The sequence below is a fragment of the Heyndrickxia sp. MSNUG genome, from assembly GCF_049532715.1.
Classification (GTDB): domain Bacteria; phylum Bacillota; class Bacilli; order Bacillales; family Cytobacillaceae; genus Mesobacillus.
Genome location: NZ_CP150978.1, coordinates 4,312,242 through 4,333,111, shown reverse-complemented (window position 1 = coordinate 4,333,111; position 20,870 = coordinate 4,312,242). Strand labels below are relative to the sequence as shown.

The following is a 20,870-nucleotide window of genomic DNA, read 5'->3' as shown; positions in this document are numbered from 1 at the left end:
ACCAGATTGCTTCTTCGTATGTATGTTGGCTCTCTTAGTACATCAGATGGATATTTTCGTAAATTAGAATGCTATTTTTGCAAATAAGATGGGATCCTCTTGTAAATTAAAATCATCTCTACGAAAATCTGATAATTTTCTACGAAAAGGGGATTAATCTCTACGCTTTTCCTATTAACTTCTACGTTTTTATTGATAATCTCTACGAAATCACTCATAATTTCTACGTTTACCATTTCCCTGGAAGATAACCAGGTTAATCTTTTAGATAAAATCAAATTCTCGGCAAAATATTAAACGACTAAATGCAAGATGGTTTCAGAGGGAGTTTGTTTATGCTATTTTAAAAATACAATTTTCACCTTTGCAAAATTAATAAAAATCCGGGCCTCAAATAACGAGAACCCGGATTTGTTTTATTTTACAGTTACACCGTTTCCTTCTGCTCAACAATTTGTACCTTCCATCTGGAAAGGTCCGGATCTTTTACAAGCACTAGTTCTTTAGGGAAAATAAAGGTCCAAGGCTTGCTTGTGTTGGCTTTTACTTCAAACTGGTCCAAAGCGAATCCGCCTTTTGCCACTATTTCTCCAGAAGCATCTTCAACCTGAAGCGGCAGCTGGTGAAGCTGGATGTTCTTATCGTTTCCATTGCGAATCAGGATGGTGACACTTAATCCGCTATCTTCATTTTTCCTGGCCTGCAAGCCCAGGAAATTCACTTCGCCCTCTTTTGGAGCATCAAGGGATTCAACCATCTGGATGAGCTTTTCTTTTTCCTCAACAGGAAGCGCGTTCTCCCATGAAGCATCGAGGTCAAGACGGTGTGGTGCTTTAATTTCGAAAGCAAGTTTCCAGCCCTCAGAAGGGATTTCGGCGGAAATCACATCGCTCAGACGGAAGTTGAAATGCCATGGCCTGCTGCTTTTGGCAGGGATTTCTCCAAGCTCAGCTAAATCGAATCTCTTGCGTGCGAGGTGTTCTCCGTTTGGTCCAATTAGCAAAATGGATGATTCAGCCAGACGGATTCCCTTGGAAACACTATTCCGGACAAACGCCGAAACAATTAACTGATCCTCTTCAGCTCGCAGCTCAATGCCTGAAAGCGAAACCTGGTTTGGCTTTAAAGGAGGAAGCTCATTATTAAGGAAACGCAGGACATACTGGGTTTCCATAGGCACATTCATCGAAGGGTGGATAGATAGCTCTGTGTAGACTTCCTGCTCATCCGCAACGGCTTCATCTTCTACTAGTTCTTTTGAAGGAATGACGGTATCTTCGCCCTGTTTCTTCACATTGTCTTTTTTATTTTTTTTGAAAAAAGAAAACATATGCATTATCCTCCTATTCCTGAGATTCGGATACAATCATGAGCTGCGCAGTCTGGATGCAAATCTCTTTGGAGATCTTATAATAGGCCATTTCAAATAGTTCAAGGCCTTCCTTTTGATAGAGACGCATCGGATCTTCCTGCTGATAATGGCGCATGCCGATGCCTTCCTTCAATCTGCTCATGTTTTCTAAGTGCCTGATCCAGTTGCGATCGATCACAAAGGTATTCGCTCCTTTTAGAGCGTCCTGAAGTTGAACATGACTGCGGAAACCATCCACTTTTTCTTTAAATTCTGCGACGCGTTCAGAAGCTATTTTTGCAACAACCCTGCGGTCAAAATTCTCGTCCGGGAACTCCATTGTCGTACCAGGCAGGAATTGATCCAATTCTTCCTTAAGTTCCTTCAGAGGCCAATTCTCTGGAATTTCGTCTTCAATACAATACTTATCTATTAAATTATCAACAGTTTTATCCACAAGCGGTAAAATAATCGAAATTTGATCTTCCTCTTCTAATACACGGTTCCGAAGAGTATAGATGACAGTCCGCTGCTCATTAATGACGTCATCGAGCTTTAGATTGTACTCGCGCATCGAGAAGTTCGCGCCTTCCACAATACGCTGGGTCCGGTTAACAAATTCAGTAATCTTCTTGTTTTGGATTATGCCGGCAGCATCCGTTTCAATTGTCGGCTTCAGCTTTTCCAGATCTTCCTGGGCAAAGCGCCTGAACATGTCATCCTCAATCGAAATGAGAAATTGGGAAGACCCACGATCGCCCTGGCGTCCCGAACGGCCTTTCAGCTGATTGTCAACGCGTCTGCTTTCGTGCCTTTCCGTACCGATGACATGGAGGCCGCCTAATTCGGCAACGCCTTCACCGAGAAGGATGTCTGTACCGCGTCCAGCCATATTTGTGGCAATGGTGATTCTGCCGTGCTGACCAGCCTGGGAGATGAGCTGGACTTCCTGCTCCACCGTCTTTGCATTCAATAGCTGATACGAAAGGTTTTCCATGTCTAGGTACTCGGCAACCTTTTCAGATTGCAGAATGGAAGTGGTCCCGATCAGGACTGGCTGACCTTTCGCATGGCGATCCTTGACCTCTTTCGTCACAGCTGTATACTTTTGTTCCTTCGTTTCAAAAACAAGATCAGCCAGATCTTCGCGGATAACAGGCTTATTCGTTGGGATTTGAATGACATCCATCCCATACACCTGGCGGAATTCACTTTCTTCCGTTTTTGCAGTACCCGTCATACCGGACATCATTGGATACATACGGAAATAGTTTTGAACCGTGATCGATGCCTGGGTTTTATTTTCGTCGGTCACCTCAACGCCTTCTTTTGCCTCCAGAGCCTGGTGCAAGCCGTCAGACATTGTGCGGCCCTCCATGATCCTGCCAGTGAACATATCGACAAGCATGATTTTGCCTTCCTTGACGATATAGTCAACATCAAGTTCGAACATGACATGGGCCCGGACCGCCTGGATCACATAGTGATAGAGCGTCTGGTGTTCAAGGTCATACAGATTATCAACGCCAAAAGCCTTCTCGACTTTATTGATGCCCGTATCGGTCAGACTCGTTGCTTTTGTTTCTTCGTCAAATGAATAATCAACGTCTTTTATAAAACGCTTTGCCAGCCTTGCTGCAATAAAGTGCAGGTCTGCGCTTGATTCCATTTTACCGGCGATGATCAATGGAGTTTTCGCTTCATCGATCAGCACACTGTCAATTTCATCAATAATCGCAAAATGGTACGGACGCTGAACACGCTGTGCGACGCTCGCGACCATATTGTCACGCAAATAATCAAAGCCGAATTCAGTTCCGATTCCATATGTAATATCCGCCTGGTAAGCTGCCTGTTTTTCATCCGCTTCCATCATCGGGATATTCAATCCGACAGTCAGTCCAAGAAATTCATGGATTCTGCCAATCTGATTGCGGTCACGTGCTGCCAGATAATCATTGACCGTAATGACATGAACGCCTTTGCCTTCCAGCGCCCTCAAGTAACTCGGCAGGGAGGCGACTAACGTTTTTCCCTCACCAGTAGGCATTTCCGCGATACTTCCATCATTTAAAACTAGCCCGCCAATCAGCTGCACGTCATAATGGCGCATGCCAAGAACGCGTTTCGAAGCTTCACGGACAACAGCAAATGCTTCGACTTTGATATCATCAACCGTTTTCCCATTTGCAAGCTGTTCCTTAAAGAAAAGCGTTTTATTTTTCAGCTCATCATCACTGAGCTTTTCAATCGTTGATTCCAATTGATTGATCTGCTCGACTAAATCCCTATATTTTTTTAGGCGTTTCTCGTTCGAATCGCCAAATTTCTTCTTTAAAATCGACAGCATCCATTAACGCTCCCTTATCCAAATTCGTTTACTAGTATATCATTTATTTCCTTATAATAGTAGGTTTTGCCAGTGTGTCAAAATTTTCTATTAATCTTGGTAACCTTTCTGGGAACTCAATCGTCTAATTAAAAGATTGAGCTACATACCCACTGAATCATGCAGTTATATCCGAAAAGTATAGGAGGCAGAAATAGTTCTGGATCTGCGTTTCTTTTATGGCTAAAACGGGAAATGAAACTAGGACATTGGAGATATTTGTCGATATAATCATATATTAGGTGTTTCAGAGTTTCATTACTTATGCTATAATGCATTTTGTGGTAATCTGAGCAGCTGCTCAGGAAACCAAGCTGTTTAAATAGGCCGGCAACTTTAGCCGACTGTTAATTAATAACGAAAAAGTCATCAATTAGATGTTCAAAATAGAGCCGCATTGGTTATGCTATTTATTAAGGAGGACCAACATGATTTATGTGACAATGTTCATTTGTTTTATTACCTCCATATTGATCACACCGCTTGTGAAAAAATTCGCCATTAAAATTGGTGCAACGGATAAACCGAATCAACGAAAAGTCCATCAAAAGATTATGCCTCGTCTCGGAGGTTTAGCAATTTATATTAGCTTCATCGTCGGCTTGCTGGTGCTCCAGCCAAGCAGTGAAAATCACTGGCCGATCGTACTTGGAAGTTTCATCATTATTTTAACCGGAATCTTCGATGATCTATTCGAGCTTTCCGCTAAAATAAAACTTGGCGGCCAATTAGCAGCTGCAACCGTCGTCGTTGTTTGGGGAGACGTACTCGTTTCCTTCATTAACCTCCCATTTGGAGGAATGATCGAATTTGGTTATTTCAGCATTCCATTAACGATCCTGTGGATTGTCGGAATCACAAATGCCATAAACTTGATTGACGGATTAGATGGACTGGCAGCTGGAGTATCATCCATCGCACTAATCACAATTGCCTTCATGGCATTGATTATGGGGAACTTCTACGTCGTTGCAATCGCATCTGTTCTGCTTGCAAGCACACTGGGCTTCCTGTTCTACAACTTTCATCCGGCAAAAATCTTTATGGGTGACACTGGAGCCTTATTCCTTGGCTTCATCATCGCAGTACTCTCACTGTTAGGATTCAAAAACGTAACGGTCATTTCCTTAATCGTTCCTGTTATTATCCTCGGTGTACCGATTTCTGATACATTTTTTGCGATCATTCGCAGATTCGTTAATAAAAAACCGCTATCTGCACCAGATAAATCACACTTGCACCACTGCTTGCTGAGACTTGGCTACTCACACCGCCAGACCGTCCTGATGATTTATGCAATGGCGGCAATGTTCGGCCTGACAGCGATCATCTTCTCTCAGGCAAAAGTATGGGGATCATTCGTCGTAGTCGGCATCCTGCTGATCCTGATCGAATTGTTCGCAGAAAGCGTAGGATTAATGGGCAAGGACCACCGTCCATTATTGAAATTCGTCAGACGTTACTCTACAGTTAAAAATCGATAAAATATTTCAAAGCTGCTCCTGATGAATCAGGTGCAGCTTTTTTGTCTGTGACACAGCTTCAACACTTCTTGTTAATAGGTAAAAGGTGCAACACTCGGTTCGGTAATGAAATGACCATGAAGGACTTTAGATTAACGAAAGTCTACGTGCCCCATTTGCTGTAGAAGGATTACAAAAGGTGACGGGGAAGATATCTATTTGACCATGGAACAAACGAATTTTTTAAAATTAAAGCTCTATTAACCAAGACTGTTGATTTCCGTTCCAGGCGCTTCGCTTTCCGTGGGGCGTCAGGTGAGCCCACAGGAGTCTACGCGCCTTCCACTACAATCAACAGGGTTTAATCCTCAACATTCAGCTTCAATAATAGAACCATAAAAAAAGGACAGCCATTAAGCTGTCCCGTTTCATAAGTAATTATTCTTCATCCGTATAAATATACTCAGAATCTTCTTCCTCAGTATCCGAAAGGTCCTGATCTGCATCTTTCTCAGCGATTTTGTTCACATCGCTTGCACTGGAAACCTTTAAGTGAGTCTTAAGATTCAGGATCGTTTGTTGAAGCGCTTCTTCATCAAGCTGGTAATAGTACACACCGTCGATCATGGCATCTGAGCCTTCAAGTGACATGGTTTCGACATTCAGCTTAGAACCTGCCGTTGCGTAGTCAACCAATGCTTTCATTTCACTGAATGATAAGTCTGTTTGCATATTGTCGCCAACTGCTTCCATTACATCAGAGTATTTTGTGATCGATTTGGCAGAAGCGGCCTTTGTCATGATTGCTTTTAGAATTTCCTGCTGTCTTTTGCCTCGGTAGATATCGCTGTCTTGTTTACGCGTTCTTGCCAATGCGAGCGCTTGTTCACCATCAAGTGTTTGAACGCCTGGCTTTAAGTAAATCGCCCCGCTTTTATCCCTAGAATCTTTTTCATGCAGTTCATAAGGAACTTCAACTTTTATCCCATCCAATGCATCAACGACATCAATGAATGCTTCGAAATTCATTTGAACATAATAATCAACAGGGACATCCAGGAAGTTTTCCACTGTTTCAATCGTAGAAGTAATCCCGCCCTTGCCGTAAGCATGGTTGATTTTATCTTCATAGCCTTTGCTTGGAATATACACAAGGGAATCACGTGGGATGCTGAGCAGTTTAATTGATTTGTCTTTTTCATTTAATGTTGCGAGCATCAGGGCATCTGTTCTTGATGCTGATTTAAAATCACGTGCCTCACTGTCATCAATGCCGACAAACAGGATTGAAATATTATCAATATCAGGATTTACTTGTTTGTCACGCTTACCGGACTGACGGTCAAGCGGTTTATAAGAATCGTCAATGACGGATTGTGCTTTATTATATAAAAATGCTCCATAGCCACCAGCAGTAAGGACAGTAAAGAATACAACGAACATAAGTACAGAAGCGATTCTTCTTCGCTTTTTTCGCTTTTTCTGAAGTGAACGTCTTTCAACAGACATAAATGAGCTCCTTTTTTGTAAAAATAAGACGGATTTTTTATTAAGCCAAACTTAATTCTACAATTTTTACGGTGTTTCGTAAAATGAATTTTTTATTACTGAGTATTTCAATCATTAAATTTATCTGGCAACCTGATCTTCTAAGTACCGCATTTCGCCTTCGCGCAGATCACATTGGCCGTTTGTCATTTCGACCATCCATTCCTTAAATGCCTCAGTTTGTGTTTCTTCGACAAATGTTTCGATTTCAACTTTATCAAGGTAATGAATTTCTTTTAACTGATACACAGATGACCTTAGTTCATTCTCGATTTTTCCTAGCCACGTGTAGTCGATAGTGGTGTGCATGATGCGCATCAGCTTGCGCTCCACGATTCCAGTGGCGGCCAGGCCTTCTGACGTTGCCTTTCCGTATGCACGAATCAGTCCGCCCGCACCCAATTTGATTCCGCCGAAGTAGCGGGTGATGACCACAACGGTATCCTTTAAGTGCTTCTTCTTTAATACCTCAAGTATTGGAACGCCAGCCGTGCCGCTTGGCTCACCATCATCATTCGCCTTCTGGATCTGGTCATTCTCGCCAATCAGGTATGCGGAGCAATTGTGCGTCGCATTCCAGTTCTTTTTCTTGATTGACTGGATGAATTCCTGGGCTTCCTCCTCAGTTTCCACCCTATCTATATATGCAATGAACCGGGACTTCTGAATCTCGATTTCATTTTCTCCATATCCTTTTACAGTAAAATAGTTTTGCAGCAATCGGCTCGCCTCTCTCTATTAAAAATTTCCCAATAGACTCTATGAGCTTTTAGGCGCAGTGCTTGTATTCGTTAATGGCAATAAGTGCTACAATCATTATAAGTTTACCAGAATCATGGGACAATCGATGTCTTATGATTGTAATATAACTTTAATACTGTAAAAGTGTTTGAATGTTATAATAGTGAGTGGTCATACCAGGGTATACAGAGTACATGAAACGTTTTTGGAAAAATGTTTTTATTTTAAAAATGGAGTTTAGCTCCTAAAATAATAGGATATAAGACTTAGAATGAAAAATCAATCCTATGCCTTTTAGATGATTTTTAACGAAATTGGCATGATTTTCTTGTTGAAAATAGTAACGAATCGTGTTTCAAGCTAAAATATCTTTAGTGCCACCCTTGGGGGAGTTTTTTAAATGGCGATTAAAATGTTTGATACAAAAGCACTCGATCACATCCTTGAAAAAATGATTGAAACCGTTGGCAATAGCAAAGACGAAATCTTCCGAATCGCGGAAGAATGCCGATCGGATTATGAATCGATTACAAATGAATTAAGAGAAATCAAAAGGAAGGTTGCCCAAATCATCAATGAGGGCGACCATTTGGATTCACAGGTGAGGACGGCTAGAAAGCGGCTTTCCGAAGTTAGTAAGCATTTTAAAGATTATACGGAACTTCAGGTGCGCGAATCATATGAAATCGCCCATAAGCTGCAAATGGAATTGACCTTAAACAGGCAGACTGAGAAACAGCTCCGAGAAAAACGAGATGACCTCGAACGGAGGCTCCTTGGCTTAAATGAAACGATTGAGCGGGCCGACCATCTTGTTTCCCAAATAAGTGTCGTCATGAATTACTTAATGAGCGATATCAGGCAAATGGGTGAAGCACTTGAAACGGCAAAGCAAAAACAGGATTTCGGCCTGAAAATCATTGAAGCCCAGGAAGATGAACGAAAAAGACTGTCTCGAGAAATACATGATGGTCCGGCGCAAATGATGGCGAATGTCATGATGCGTTCCGATTTGATTGAAAAAATCTATAAAGAGCGAAGCGCGAGCGAGGCAATCAGTGAAATTCGCAATATGAAAAAAATGGTTCGATCCGCGCTATATGAGGTCCGAAGAATCATTTATGATTTGAGGCCAATGGCTCTTGACGATTTAGGTCTTGTTCCTACCCTCAAAAAATATTTACAGACAATCGAAGAGTATCATAAGACAACTAGAATCCAGTTTATCAATTTGGGTGATGATAAAAGGCTGTCAACCAAGTATGAAGTCGCATTATTCCGCATGATTCAAGAGTCAGTACAAAATGCGCTCAAGCATGCGAACGCAGCCACAATACAGGTGAAGCTGGAAATCAAGAGGGATAATGTGATGGCAGTCATAAAGGATGACGGCCAAGGATTCGATCTCAATGATAAGAAACCCGAGTCATTTGGACTCCTTGGGATCAGGGAACGAGTTGAGCTCCTTGAAGGTGAGCTTGATATTCACTCGAAAATAGGAGCCGGAACATTAGTGATTATCCAGGTTCCGCTGAATCTATAACATCGAAAGCAGCATTGCTGCCAGCTAAAATGAAAAATAGAGAAAGAAGCCAATGGGGAGGCGAAAGTATGACAACAAAGATTGTTATTATTGACGACCATCAACTTTTCAGAGAAGGGGTAAAAAGGATCCTTGATTTCGAACCATCATTTGAAGTAGTTGCAGAAGGTGACGATGGCAACGAAGCAATCGAGCTTGTTGAACAGTACCAGCCAGATGTAATCATCATGGATATCAATATGCCTACTACGAATGGTGTAGAGGCAACTGGACAGTTGATTCAGAAATATCCAGAAGCGAGAGTCATCATTCTATCAATACACGATGATGAAAACTATGTCACACATGCTCTAAGAACAGGAGCAACAGGCTATCTGTTAAAAGAAATGGATGCCGATGCACTAATCGAAGCAGTCAAGGTAGTGGCAGATGGCGGATCGTACCTTCACCCGCGCGTCACACATAATCTTGTAAAAGAATATCGCCGTCTCTCAGCCGATGAGAACGGATCGGACAAGTACATATCGAAGGTGGAAATCCGCCGTCCGTTACACTTGCTGACACGCCGTGAATGCGAAGTCCTTCAGCTCCTTGCTGATGGAAAAAGCAACCGCGGCATCGGCGAAGCATTGTTTATCAGTGAAAAGACTGTTAAAAACCACGTAAGTAACATTTTACAAAAAATGAATGTAAACGACCGTACTCAGGCTGTTGTCGTTGCGATTAAAAATGGCTGGGTTGAAGTACGATAAAAGAAAGTTTCTCATAGAAATTAGGAATTAACGTTGTTGTAAAAGAATACCAACCCAAAAAACCACAATTGTCGTAATGACTATTGTGGTTTTTTGTCGAATTTACGATATTATTGTTGGAAAAAAACGACAGAAAACTTGTCAGACATCTAACATAATCCGCTATAATTAGGGAAACATTACGAACGAAGGGGTGATCATTATATCTTCTCTATGGGAACTGACGGATGAAAAATTAATAGAAGCTTATCAAAAGGCTACTCTATTGAAGTTAGATGATACCTTTATTGAAATGCTTATTGAAGAAATAGGAAGTAGAGGACTGGAAGATACAATTAGCTCATACGTATCTTAATACTGCAACGCTGCGCAACCGATTGCCAGCGTTTTTTAATTATGGAAGGCCTGCCAGGGCTAAGAATTGCTATAACGACCATTCAGGGTGGAAAACTTCCGGCGAATGTTTCTAATAAAGGCTATAACGACCATTCGGGATGCAAAACTTCAGGCGAATGGTTCTAAGAGAGGCTGTAACGACCATTCAGGGAGGGGAATTTCCGGCGAATGGCTCTAATAAAGGCTATAACGACCATTTAGAAGAGAAAAAGACGGGCAAATGGTCATATGAAAGTAGTTAAAAACATTCGAAAAAGATAAGAGAAGAAACATTTTAAGAAAATCTTCCGAACAATGGAAGAACGAATAAGGTCTTCCATTATTAGTTACACCGAAATGCATAATGATTTGAGTTTTGAGAAGTGACGGTTATATTAAATTTCAATGAACTTACGAAAAGAACCATCCGAAAGAATGCATTTTATCTGATGTTCATATAAAATGGGGATTGTACATACGTAGAGAAAAACTTAAGGATGGTATTTTTTTATGAAGACAGCAGTTGTCACGGATAGTACGGCGTACATCCCGAAGGAATTGCGAGAGAAATGGAATATCCACATGATTCCGTTAAGCGTGATTTTTAGTAATGAAACCTATCGTGAAGAAGTAGATATCAGCGCAGAAGCGTTTTATGAAGAAGTTAAGAACCGAGATTTGCCGACAACGTCCCAGCCGCCGATCGGCGAATTCGTCGAGCTTTTTGAAAAATTGTCAAATGATTATGATGAAGTTGTCAGCATCCATCTGTCAAGCGGGATCAGCGGCACGTATCAGGGAGCGATCACCGCTGGAACGATGGTCGATGGAATAAAAGTGTATGCCTTTGATTCAGAAATTAGCTGCATGGTCCAGGGCTTCTATGCTTTGGAAGCGGCAGAGATGGCTGAACAGGGCAAGAGCGGCGAAGAAATCATCGCGAGGCTTGGCGAAATGAAGCACTCCATTCGGGCCTACTTTATGGTCGATGACCTGAGTCACCTTCAGCGCGGCGGCCGTTTGTCGAGTGCGCAGGCATTTATCGGGAGTTTGCTGCAAGTAAAACCGTTGCTGCACTTTGAAGACAAAAGAATCGTTCCTTTTGAAAAGGTTCGTACCCGCAAGAAGGCATTAAACAGGGTCGTTGAACTGCTTGCTGAGGATGCTGGAAGCGGGGAACAGTATCGTGCGGCCATTATCCACGCAAACAGGGAAGCAGAAGCTCTTGAGTGGAAAAAAGAACTTGAAACACAATTTCCCAACGTCGAATTCATGTTGAGCTACTTTGGTCCTGTCATAGGCACCCATTTGGGCGAGGGCTCGATGGGTATGGGCTGGTATAAGAAGTAATGCAGGAACAGAGTTTACACCATTAGATTTAGCGCCATTTCCAGAATGTTTATTTGGAATGGCGTTTTTCAGTCTTAATCCTCTTCATCCGAAATTTAACCTTCATATTTTACTAATCCACAGAATTATCCCGGTTATCAACAATATCACCCACTTACTAACAGATGTTTCGTGCCTGAAACAAACTTATCCCCAGAAGTAACCGCTGACATCTTCGTTTTCGCCAAAATTAATTGAGTTATAAACAAAATAACCCACATAATCCACAGAAAAACAGTGTTATCCACATTAAAATCCACAGGAGATGTGATTAAGTTGAGATTTTCACTGAAAAACGGCAAGTTAATCCCAAGCACAAACCATACTGAAAAAGAAGAATCCTGCCCAATCATCAAACTTCCTGAAATTCCTCTTGTACCGAAGGACCCTTCATTCACGTTTAATCCCCAATTACAAACTATGCTTGCTGGAAAACAGCTGTTGGTAGATGACCTTCCATTTTTAACAGAGGAAATTCAGATGCACTACGAAAAAGGCCACTTAACTTATCGCAAGGGAATTGAAATGCAAAATAAAAGAGTGAAATGCACCAGGTGCGGGTCGACGGATCCAGGCTGGTTTGCGGAGTTTCCTTGTGCACGCTGCGATGAACAGGATGTTTATTGCCGCAAATGTTTGATGATGGGAAGGGTTAGCGGATGCACCCCGCTGATCAGCTGGGCAGGAGATCATCCTGAATTTCCTGTGGATCACAATCCGCTTCACTGGGACCGTCAGTTATCAGATGGACAAGCGGCTGCTTCACATCGTGTCGTGGAAGCTGTCCATTTATCTACGGAGCTTTTAGTGTGGGCAGTATGCGGAGCCGGGAAAACAGAAGTGTTATTTGCGGGAATTGCTCAAGCCTTATCCACAGGGAAGCGGGTTTGTCTTGCTACGCCGCGGACTGATGTAGTTCTGGAATTGACTCCACGATTTAAAAAGGTATTTCCTAGAACCCATATAGCTTCTTTGTATGGTGGGAGTGAAGACCGGCATGAATATGCTCACCTAACGATAGCGACAACCCACCAGCTGTTGCGCTTCTATCAAGCCTTCGATGTCATCATTGTCGATGAAGTCGACGCCTTCCCATACTCAATGGACGAAACCCTACAATATGCGGTCCAGCAATCAAGAAAACCCCAATCGTCCCTCATCTATCTTACAGCGACGCCAAGCCAGAAATGGCAGCGAGAATGCCGGTATGGAAAAAGAGAATTTGTCACTCACGATCCCTGCCCGCTTTCACCGACATCCTCTGCCGGTACCGGGATTTGAATGGTCAGGAAACTGGGAGAAGAACCTATCAAAGGGTAAACTGCCATCCAACATAATGAAATGGATTCAAATTCGGCTAGCCAGCGGGAAACAAGCTCTCATTTATGCCCCGAAAATCGCCTCGATGGAAAAAATCCTTCCAATCCTCCAAAAACTCAATCCCTTAATAGAATCCGTTCATGCAGAGGATCCCGACCGAAAAGAAAAGGTCATGAAAATGCGCAACAATGAAATGCCGCTGTTATTAACTACGACGATTCTCGAGCGAGGCGTTACTTTTCCGAATATCGATGTCGCCGTAATAGGTTCCGAGGATAGGATTTTCACCGAAAGCGCACTTGTGCAAATTGCCGGGCGTGCCGGCAGGAGTTCTAATTACCCGACCGGAGATGTGACGTTTTTTCATTATGGTAAAACAGAAGCGATGGTCAGTGCCAGGAAGCAGATCATCATGATGAACAAAGAAGGAATCAGGAAAGGACTGATTGACCAATGAATTTCTGGGAAGGTGATCACTGTCTGCTATGCCATGAGGAAATACAGCCGGAAGTTTCATGGGGAAGTATTTTTGGGAAAGAGGAAACGGCTAAGATCTGTGGAGGTTGCTCTCCAAAACTAGTGCCGATCACTGGTGAGACGTGTTCGATTTGCGGGCGGCCATTTGCTGTGTTGGAACTTGAGTACCGTCTCGGCAGTATTTGCCTTGATTGTAAGCGGTGGGAGGCTGACGACAAGTGGTGCGATACCCTTGACCAAAATAAGTCCCTGTTCAGATACGACAATTTTACAAAAGAAGTGATTGCCAGATTTAAATTTAGAGGTGACTACATACTGGCGGAGATTTTCGCAGCAGCATTTCGAAATGCATTACTAGCTTTCCAATATGATTATATCGTTCCGATTCCGTTAAGTGAGGAACGGTTGTACGAACGTGGATTCAACCAGGCGGAGGCAATTATCGTGACCTCAGGTTTTGAACCAAAACATTTATTATCAAGGATCCACACTGAAAAGCAATCAAAGAAATCCCGACACGAACGGATCCATCTCGAGCAGGTTTTCAAGGTTGAAACCGACCTTGATTTAAGAGGTAAAACAATTCTGCTTGTTGACGATATATATACTACAGGCTCGACACTAAGGCATGCAGCCAAGCTTTTAAAAGATCATGGTGCAGCTAAAGTCTATTCTTTAACTTTGGCGCGCTGATCCATTTAAGATAAAATTGAAGGAGGAAGGACTGTGGACCTTTCAAATTGCCCTGAATGCGGCGAAATTTATATAAAAAGTAAATTCCGAGAAGTATGTGAAAAATGCTGGCGTGAGGAAGAGGCAGCATATGACACCGTCTATAAGTTTATGAGGAAGCGTGAAAACCGCGCTGCAACCATGCTTCAGGTGGTAGAATCTACAGGAGTAAGTGAGGTTTTGATCCTCAAATTCATTAAAAACGGGAAACTGCAAATCACCCAATTCCCTAATCTCGGTTATCCATGCGATAAATGCGGGAAGATTATCCGTACTGGAAAGCTTTGTGAAGGCTGTGCCAGTGAAATCCTCGAAGACTTAAAGAATCATGAACGCGAAGAAGAATTTAAGCAAAAGATGAATAGTCATAAAGCCACTTATTTTACAAGGAATAAATAAGCCGAAAGTCTATATTTTACATTTAGGCTAAAGGTAAAGAGGATATATCCGATAGTAAAGATATACAATCCTGAACTGTTTGAAAGCGAGGGGTATTCATGAAAATCAATAATTTTGGAACACATAGGATCAATCCGTATAAGCGTCAAATGAATAAATTGGATGAACTGAAAAAAGCAGAAAAACCAGTGGATAAGGTGGAGATTTCTTCAACAGCAAAAGCGATGCAGCAGCTTTCCGATGTGGAACAGCAGCGTGCTAAGAAGGTTGAAGAGCTGAAGATCCAGGTTGAGAATGGCACTTACAAACCAAATCCTCAGGAAATAGCAAAAAGCATTGCTAATTTCTACTCCAAAAAATAAGGCTGGGAAAAGCAAATGAACATTCATCAACTGATTGAAAGCCTGGCCAAGCTTTTGAAGCTGCACAAAAGCCTGTTTGAACTGGCGATTAGGAAGACAGGGATTCTGGAATTGGAGGATGTGCCTGCACTTACTGAGCTTTTAAAGGAAGAGCAGGCGCACATCCTTGCGATTGAAAAAGTGGAAGCGGAGCGGAGCAGGATTGCAGGGAATACGGCATTAAGTGATTTTTTGGCAATTTTTCCTGATGAGGAACGGGAGACTTTAGCAGGAATCGGTTCCGAACTGAAGGATGTAATGGCAAAGATCAAGGAGCAGAATGCATTGAATCAGCACCTGATCACGCAGTCGCTGAAATTCATTTCTTTTTCCATGAGCCTTGTAACACCGCCACAGGACGACTACAATTACGGTCCAAATGAGACAGGCAGGACGGAAAAAGGTCTGTTTAATTCAAAAGCGTAAATTTCACACTGGAGGAAGTCTTACATGCGTTCGACCTTTATGGGATTAGAAACAGCACGCCGCGGGATGTTCACGCAACAAACCGCGCTACATACGACAGGCCACAATATTTCAAATGCGAATACGCCTGGCTACACAAGGCAAAGAATTAACTTTGCACAAACTGAGCCATATCCATCCGCATCCATCAACCGGCCTAATATTCCTGGCCAGGTTGGTACAGGGGTGAAAGCTGAATCGGTTCAGCGGATTCGCGAAAGCTTTCTTGATATTCAATATCGCGGTGAAACCAATAAATTGGGTTATTCTTCATCCAGGGCAGCCGCTTTTGACCAGCTTGAGCAAATCATGAATGAGCCATCTGATTCTGGTCTTGCCAATACGATGGACCAGTTCTGGCAGTCGCTTCAGGATTTGGCAGTCAATCCGAATAATCCAGGAGCAAGGTCAGTAGTACGTCAGCGTGGGATCGCGATGTCAGATACATTCAATTTTCTTCATAATTCATTGATCGCCGTGCAGAAAGATATTGGCAACGAAATTAATATAACAGTTGATAAAGTGAACTCTTTAGTGAAGCAAATTCACGCAATAAACGGCCAAATCGGAGATGTGGAGCCGCATGGCTATTTGCCGAATGACCTGTATGATGAGCGTGATCGTTTGATTGATGAGTTATCTTCAATCGTGAATATCAAGGTGGATTATGTTGGTTCGGGTGGAGATGCCCATTCAGCAGCCGAAGGAAAAGCGGTGATCAAGCTAGTCAGCGACAGTGGAAAACAGCATGCGCTGCTAGTGGGGAATGCCGGCTACAATGTAGTAGAAGTCCATAAGGATGGCGTCGATGGTTCAGTGAAAACCATTTCCGCAGGCGATACAGATATAAACTTTAATGACCTGCAATCAAGCGGAAAGCTAAAAGGTCTGATTGAATCCTTTACTTATGAAAATGGGGAAGGCAACGCAACCGGAGTTTATGCTGATATGCTAAAAGAGCTGGATAACCTTGCATACACTTTTGCAAAGGAATTCAATGCTGTCCACCAATCAGGCTTGAGCCCGAATGAGATTAGTAATCAAAAGACCGAAGAGATTTCCTTTTTTACAGATTCTGAATCAGGGGATATCACAAATCGAACAGGATTTGCCGGCAGAATCGCTGTTGATGGAAAGATCCTTGAAAGTCTTGATAATATTGCTACTGCTGCAGGCGGAGATCCTGCATCAGCTACCCTGGGCGACAGTACCAATGTGAATAACATGGCAAATGTTTTTACGAAAAAAATGGATTATAACAATAGCTCAGAAGCTTCAGATTTTCGTAATTACTATGAAGGTGTGATCGGCCGAATGGCTGTCCAGTCACAGGAAGCAACCCGAATGACAACCAATAGCCAGACGCTGCAGCAAGCTGTCGATAACAAGCGCCAGTCTGTAAGTTCGGTTTCACTGGATGAAGAAATGACGAATATGATCCAGTTCCAGCATGCTTACAATGCGTCAGCAAGGATGATTTCGCTCCAGGATGAACTCCTTGATAAAATTATCAATGGCATGGGAACAGGCGGAAGATAGGGGTGAAATAAATGCGAATTACACAATCGATGCTTTCCTCCGACTCGCTTAGGAACCTGAGCGAAAGCTACCGGAGAATGGGAAAATATGAGGACCAGCTCGCAACTGGTAAAAAAATCAACAAGCCTTCAGATGACCCGGTTGTAGCGATGAAGGGAATGTATTATCGTTCCAATTTAACTGAAGTAGAACAATATAAGCGCAATTTGTCGGAGCTGTACCTGTGGATGGATAATTCCGAGGCTGGAATTGATCAGGCTAACAGCGCCTTGCAGCGGATTCGTGAGCTGACAATCCAAGGACAGAATGATACGAATAGCCCGGATGACCGTAAGGCGATTGCCCGTGAGATTGACCAGCTCAAGCAAAGTCTTGTCGCCACAGCAAATACGCAGGTCAGCGGCAGATATATTTTCCATGGTACAGACGTCATGAAGCCGACTGTTCCTCAGGAGGATCCAATTAAGGTAGCAGCAAATCTGTATGATGCTGAAATTAATACCTACCAGGTTGAAGTATCGCGGGGCGTTTTTATGAAGGCGAATGCTAATCCCGCTAATGTATTCAATCAGGAGATGTTTGATACTGTCCAGAATATCCAGGATCAGCTTGAAAGTGCAGACCCTAAACAGCTGGACAATTTGCTGGATGATCTTGATAGTGTCATGAAAACATTATCAGGTGAACGCTCTGATCTCGGTGCACGCTACAATCGGCTAGAAACCGTCGAAAATCGCCTTGGCCAACAGGAAGTTTTGGCGTCTCGTGTGCTCTCCGATAATGAAGATGCCGACATCGAACGTGTCATTATGGATCTCAAATCGCAGGAAAGCGTTCATCGTGCAGCGTTGAGTGTCGGTGCGCGAATCATCCAGCCGACATTGATGGATTTCTTAAGATAATTTAACTAAAGCCTTATCAAGCTATTTGATAAGGCTTTTCTTATAAAGCAAAATGTATAAAATAAACTTCGAGAATTGTCCAGCTCCAGCGCTTAGCCCCTCGAGTCGCTTGTCTAGTTTCGCCTCCTAGAAACTCCGAAACTTCAACTCCGCCGGCAGAAGCAAAAAGCGCTTCTTTGGCGGAGTCTCCAGTTTCTGCGTTTCTGGGCAGTCGGCTACACATTTCGGTTTCGGTCCGCCCAATGAAGTCAAAGAACGACTTCACCGGTCGGACCTTCGACGGACACGATGTTCTAGTGCCGACGTTGCCACAGGACGTGGCGGTTTTAGTCGGCCAGTGCTTGTCGGGGCTGACGAAGGCGCTTCCGCTTTTCTAGTAGTAGGGAGGATACCTATGAATATACCGCAAATACGTATGGAATCAACTTTTGCTAAAATAGGAATTGAAACAAGTTCGGGAAATATGGAAATCGAGCAGCCGCCTGCTGAGATGAGTATCGAGCAGCCAAAGGCGGAAATGATTATCGACCGGAGACCGCCAAGGCTAACGATCGATCAGACAAAGGCATTTGAAGATGTCCTGTTGAAAAGTGTATTCAGAATGACGGAAGACGCGGCTCAAGAAGGTTATCAGCAAGCAATGGAAACGATATCGAACATATCGCAAGAAGGCGATGAGCTGATGATGATTGAATATGGCTTTTCAGCACTCTCAGCACAAGCCCAGAGGAATAGCGAAACCCTACAGGCTGATATCAACATCGGCTGGATTCCTTCACATAACAGTGTCAGAATTAATTATGACCCCGGCGAAACAAATATTCGCTGGAACACACGCCCGGTAAATATAGACGTAAGGCCAAATAAGCCGATGATCAATTACACTCCAGGCAAAACCAATATCTATCTGCAGCAGAAAAACTCACTGAATATCGATTTTGAAATATAAAGGAGACTTTTAGATGAAGCTTAATACGAAATATCATAATGAAGTAGAAATACAAGAGTCGGAAGTTTTGCATTTTGAAAAAGGGATTCCGGGCTTTCCGGATGAAAAGAGATTTGTGATACTTCCTCTGAATGAGGATGGATCTTTTTCTGTTATGCAATCAGTTGGAACGGAAGGACTGGCATTAGTCATAGTTAACCCGTTCGATTTTTTCAAAGACTATGATTTCCAGTTAGAAGATTCAGTTGTCGAGGAACTTGTGCTTAGATCAGACAAAGATGTTTTGGTTTACTCAATCCTTACGGTAGAAGATCCATTTGAAAAAACAACTGCGAATTTGCAGGCACCCGTGATTATTAACAAGTCGAATAATAAAGCCAAACAAGTCATCCTAGTAGATGAGAAATACAAGACAAAACACAACCTGTTTGGAAAAACTCACCTGCAAAAGGTAAAGGGGTGAGATGAATGCTAGTTTTGACACGGAAAAATGGAGAAACCATTAAAATCGGAGATGACATCGAGATTACCATCGTTTCATCTAAAAATGATCAGGTTAAAATCGGTATTAAAGCACCGAAGAACATTGAAATATTACGAAAAGAATTATACGAACAAATACAGGAAGAAAATCAGGAGGCGTCAAAAGACATCTCAAGTATGCTTGGAAGTTTAAAGGCTCTAAAATAAAAATTTTTTATTAAAAACTATTAAACAAACAAAGCCTCCAGACGATAAATTAATTGTAAGAGAAAATAAGGGCGGCCGACCTTATCTACTCGAACCAATTTAACGGTTCACAAGGATGTGAACCATACATTCAAGGAGGAAAATTATAATGAGAATCAATCACAATATTGCTGCTTTGAACACGCACCGTCAGTTGAACAGTGCAACAAATGCACAAGCTAAATCAATGGAGAAATTAGCTTCTGGTCTTCGTATTAACAAAGCTGGGGATGATGCGGCTGGGCTTGCGATATCTGAAAAAATGCGTGGGCAAATTCGTGGTTTGGACCAAGCGGGTCGAAATGCTCAAGACTCTATTTCTATGATCCAAACTGCTGAAGGAGCATTAAACGAAACTCATGATATTCTTCAACGTATGCGTGAACTTGCAGTTCAAGCAGGAAACGATACAAACACAGGTACTGACCGTGGAGAAATCCAAAAAGAAATTAATCAATTAACTTCCGAAATTAACCGTATTGGTAATACTACAGAATTTAATAGTCAGAAACTTTTAAACGCTAGCGCTGGTACTGTCTCTGTTGGTGTACCTGCAGTAGCAGAAGTAAAGGGTGCGTACACTCTTGACCTAACTGGTATGTCAGGCGGTAGCGTTGTAATTGATGGTCAAACAATCAGCTTTAATACTGATTTGGCTACTACTGAGGGAGATATTAAAGCTGACGCGACTTTATCTGCTAAGTATGATATTACTGGAACTGGCGCAGGTTTAACATTCACACAAAAAACTGGTAGTGCTACAGCTTTAACTGCTGATGCTTCCGGTGCAACTGGTGCAACTACTGCAACTGTTGGTACGACAACAGCTGGTGTAGCAGCTGTTGCAGCTCAAGCAGCTAAATCTTCATTCTCAACACAAATTGGTGCAAACCAAAACCAAACAATGACTCTTGACTTCACAGATATGCGTGCAGCAGCTCTTGGAATTACTGGAACAGGGGCAAACTTTACTGGTGCAGCAACAGTTACGGATGGTACAAATAATACTGCCAATGAAAATGCATTGGACGTAAGTACATCTGCTAATGCTGGTAATGCTGTTACTGCAATTCAAAGTGCAATTGAAAAGGTTTCTGCAGAACGTTCTAAATTAGGTGCAAACCAAAACCGCCTAGAACATACAATCAACAACCTAAACACATCTTCTGAAAACCTAACTGCTGCGGAATCTCGTATCCGTGACGTAGATTATGCTTTAGCTGCTTAAAAAGTAGTAACAAGCACAGTCGTCCTGGCTGGTAACGGCCAGAGATCATTATCGGGTGAATTGCTGGAAACCCCTTAGAGCTTTTCTTGCCACAACGTAGTTGGAAACGACAAGCGTGATGGTTCGATAAAAGAAAAGATTGGGCAATCAGCAGCCAAGCTCCTGTCTCGAAAGAGTG

Annotated in this window: 19 protein-coding genes and 1 pseudogene; 16 read left to right on the top strand and 4 right to left on the bottom strand. The window is 42.6% G+C overall.

The window, feature by feature from the left end; translation table 11 throughout:
* Positions 1-427: 427 nt before the first annotated feature.
* Together AABM38_RS21860 and secA2 are read right to left on the bottom strand one after the other, a co-directional pair.
* Positions 428-1,330: an accessory Sec system S-layer assembly protein gene (locus AABM38_RS21860; protein ID WP_423408262.1), complete on the bottom strand. Its 903-nt coding sequence runs from the start codon at positions 1,328-1,330 to the stop codon at positions 428-430.
* A 13-nt stretch (positions 1,331-1,343) separates the two neighbouring features.
* Positions 1,344-3,701 (bottom strand): accessory Sec system translocase SecA2, encoded by a 2,358-nt coding sequence (gene secA2, locus AABM38_RS21855; protein ID WP_423408261.1) that lies wholly within the window; start codon positions 3,699-3,701, stop codon positions 1,344-1,346.
* A 467-nt stretch (positions 3,702-4,168) separates the two neighbouring features.
* Between secA2 and AABM38_RS21850 the strand changes: the two genes are divergently transcribed.
* Positions 4,169-5,224: a glycosyltransferase family 4 protein gene (locus AABM38_RS21850; RefSeq protein WP_423408260.1), complete on the top strand. Its 1,056-nt coding sequence runs from the start codon at positions 4,169-4,171 to the stop codon at positions 5,222-5,224.
* 417 nt (positions 5,225-5,641) lie between these two features.
* Here AABM38_RS21850 and AABM38_RS21845 read toward each other — a convergent pair whose 3' ends face one another.
* Positions 5,642-6,712 carry an LCP family protein gene (locus AABM38_RS21845; protein WP_423408259.1) on the bottom strand — a complete coding sequence of 357 codons (1,071 nt, stop codon included), beginning with the start codon at positions 6,710-6,712 and terminating at the stop codon, positions 5,642-5,644.
* Positions 6,713-6,832: 120 nt separating this feature from the next.
* Complete coding sequence (locus AABM38_RS21840; protein ID WP_423408258.1) at positions 6,833-7,471, bottom strand: YigZ family protein; 639 nt, start codon at positions 7,469-7,471, stop codon at positions 6,833-6,835.
* A gap of 421 nt (positions 7,472-7,892) precedes the next feature.
* Here AABM38_RS21840 and AABM38_RS21835 point away from each other — a divergent pair, with 421 nt between their 5' ends.
* From AABM38_RS21835 to AABM38_RS21765, 15 genes and pseudogenes are all read left to right on the top strand, one after another.
* Entirely contained in the window at positions 7,893-9,035 is a 1,143-nt protein-coding gene (locus AABM38_RS21835) for a sensor histidine kinase (protein ID WP_423408257.1), read from the top strand.
* Between the two features lie 68 nt (positions 9,036-9,103).
* Positions 9,104-9,787, top strand: coding sequence for a response regulator (locus AABM38_RS21830; protein ID WP_423408256.1), 684 nt, complete (start codon positions 9,104-9,106; stop codon positions 9,785-9,787).
* A gap of 193 nt (positions 9,788-9,980) precedes the next feature.
* Positions 9,981-10,142 carry a sporulation histidine kinase inhibitor Sda gene (sda, locus tag AABM38_RS21825; RefSeq protein WP_423408255.1) on the top strand — a complete coding sequence of 54 codons (162 nt, stop codon included), beginning with the start codon at positions 9,981-9,983 and terminating at the stop codon, positions 10,140-10,142.
* Positions 10,143-10,672: 530 nt separating this feature from the next.
* Entirely contained in the window at positions 10,673-11,512 is an 840-nt protein-coding gene (locus AABM38_RS21820) for a DegV family protein (protein ID WP_423408254.1), read from the top strand.
* 315 nt (positions 11,513-11,827) lie between these two features.
* Positions 11,828-13,328 (top strand): annotated as a pseudogene (locus tag AABM38_RS21815) (DEAD/DEAH box helicase).
* Positions 13,325-14,041, top strand: coding sequence for a ComF family protein (locus tag AABM38_RS21810; RefSeq protein ID WP_423408253.1), 717 nt, complete (start codon positions 13,325-13,327; stop codon positions 14,039-14,041). The pseudogene AABM38_RS21815 and the gene AABM38_RS21810 overlap by 4 nt, the downstream one beginning before the upstream one ends.
* Before the next feature lie 33 nt (positions 14,042-14,074).
* Positions 14,075-14,479, top strand: a complete 405-nt coding sequence (locus AABM38_RS21805) for a TIGR03826 family flagellar region protein (protein ID WP_423408252.1) — start codon at positions 14,075-14,077, stop codon at positions 14,477-14,479.
* 98 nt (positions 14,480-14,577) lie between these two features.
* Positions 14,578-14,841 (top strand): flagellar biosynthesis anti-sigma factor FlgM, encoded by a 264-nt coding sequence (flgM, locus tag AABM38_RS21800; protein WP_423408251.1) that lies wholly within the window; start codon positions 14,578-14,580, stop codon positions 14,839-14,841.
* Between the two features lie 15 nt (positions 14,842-14,856).
* Entirely contained in the window at positions 14,857-15,306 is a 450-nt protein-coding gene (locus AABM38_RS21795) for a flagellar protein FlgN (RefSeq protein WP_423408250.1), read from the top strand.
* Between the two features lie 24 nt (positions 15,307-15,330).
* A complete protein-coding gene (flgK, locus tag AABM38_RS21790; RefSeq protein WP_423408249.1) occupies positions 15,331-16,884 on the top strand; it encodes a flagellar hook-associated protein FlgK in 1,554 nt (517 codons plus the stop codon).
* Positions 16,885-16,895: 11 nt separating this feature from the next.
* Complete coding sequence (flgL, locus tag AABM38_RS21785) at positions 16,896-17,786, top strand: flagellar hook-associated protein FlgL (RefSeq protein ID WP_423408248.1); 891 nt, start codon at positions 16,896-16,898, stop codon at positions 17,784-17,786.
* Positions 17,787-18,180: 394 nt separating this feature from the next.
* Positions 18,181-18,735: a DUF6470 family protein gene (locus AABM38_RS21780; protein WP_423408247.1), complete on the top strand. Its 555-nt coding sequence runs from the start codon at positions 18,181-18,183 to the stop codon at positions 18,733-18,735.
* Between the two features lie 13 nt (positions 18,736-18,748).
* On the top strand, positions 18,749-19,198 hold the full coding sequence (gene fliW, locus AABM38_RS21775) for a flagellar assembly protein FliW (RefSeq protein ID WP_423408246.1): 450 nt from the start codon (positions 18,749-18,751) through the stop codon (positions 19,196-19,198).
* Between the two features lie 5 nt (positions 19,199-19,203).
* Complete coding sequence (gene csrA / locus AABM38_RS21770) at positions 19,204-19,425, top strand: carbon storage regulator CsrA (RefSeq protein ID WP_423408245.1); 222 nt, start codon at positions 19,204-19,206, stop codon at positions 19,423-19,425.
* Between the two features lie 148 nt (positions 19,426-19,573).
* Positions 19,574-20,692, top strand: coding sequence for a flagellin (locus AABM38_RS21765; protein WP_423408244.1), 1,119 nt, complete (start codon positions 19,574-19,576; stop codon positions 20,690-20,692).
* Positions 20,693-20,870: the final 178 nt, after the last annotated feature.

Excerpts from the sequence above, each read along its gene's own strand:
- AABM38_RS21780 (WP_423408247.1), top strand. The coding sequence starts at position 18,181 with ATGAATATACCGCAAATACGTATGGAATCAACTTTTGCTAAAATAGGA.
- fliW (WP_423408246.1), top strand. The coding sequence starts at position 18,749 with ATGAAGCTTAATACGAAATATCATAATGAAGTAGAAATACAAGAGTCG.
- AABM38_RS21810 (WP_423408253.1), top strand. The coding sequence starts at position 13,325 with ATGAATTTCTGGGAAGGTGATCACTGTCTGCTATGCCATGAGGAAATA.
- AABM38_RS21835 (WP_423408257.1), top strand. The coding sequence starts at position 7,893 with ATGGCGATTAAAATGTTTGATACAAAAGCACTCGATCACATCCTTGAA.
- AABM38_RS21860 (WP_423408262.1), bottom strand. The coding sequence starts at position 1,330 with ATGTTTTCTTTTTTCAAAAAAAATAAAAAAGACAATGTGAAGAAACAG.
- AABM38_RS21830 (WP_423408256.1), top strand. The coding sequence starts at position 9,104 with ATGACAACAAAGATTGTTATTATTGACGACCATCAACTTTTCAGAGAA.
- AABM38_RS21845 (WP_423408259.1), bottom strand. The coding sequence starts at position 6,712 with ATGTCTGTTGAAAGACGTTCACTTCAGAAAAAGCGAAAAAAGCGAAGA.
- AABM38_RS21820 (WP_423408254.1), top strand. The coding sequence starts at position 10,673 with ATGAAGACAGCAGTTGTCACGGATAGTACGGCGTACATCCCGAAGGAA.
- AABM38_RS21795 (WP_423408250.1), top strand. The coding sequence starts at position 14,857 with ATGAACATTCATCAACTGATTGAAAGCCTGGCCAAGCTTTTGAAGCTG.
- flgK (WP_423408249.1), top strand. The coding sequence starts at position 15,331 with ATGCGTTCGACCTTTATGGGATTAGAAACAGCACGCCGCGGGATGTTC.
- secA2 (WP_423408261.1), bottom strand. The coding sequence starts at position 3,701 with ATGCTGTCGATTTTAAAGAAGAAATTTGGCGATTCGAACGAGAAACGC.
- AABM38_RS21850 (WP_423408260.1), top strand. The coding sequence starts at position 4,169 with ATGATTTATGTGACAATGTTCATTTGTTTTATTACCTCCATATTGATC.
- csrA (WP_423408245.1), top strand. The coding sequence starts at position 19,204 with ATGCTAGTTTTGACACGGAAAAATGGAGAAACCATTAAAATCGGAGAT.
- AABM38_RS21765 (WP_423408244.1), top strand. The coding sequence starts at position 19,574 with ATGAGAATCAATCACAATATTGCTGCTTTGAACACGCACCGTCAGTTG.
- flgL (WP_423408248.1), top strand. The coding sequence starts at position 16,896 with ATGCGAATTACACAATCGATGCTTTCCTCCGACTCGCTTAGGAACCTG.
- flgM (WP_423408251.1), top strand. The coding sequence starts at position 14,578 with ATGAAAATCAATAATTTTGGAACACATAGGATCAATCCGTATAAGCGT.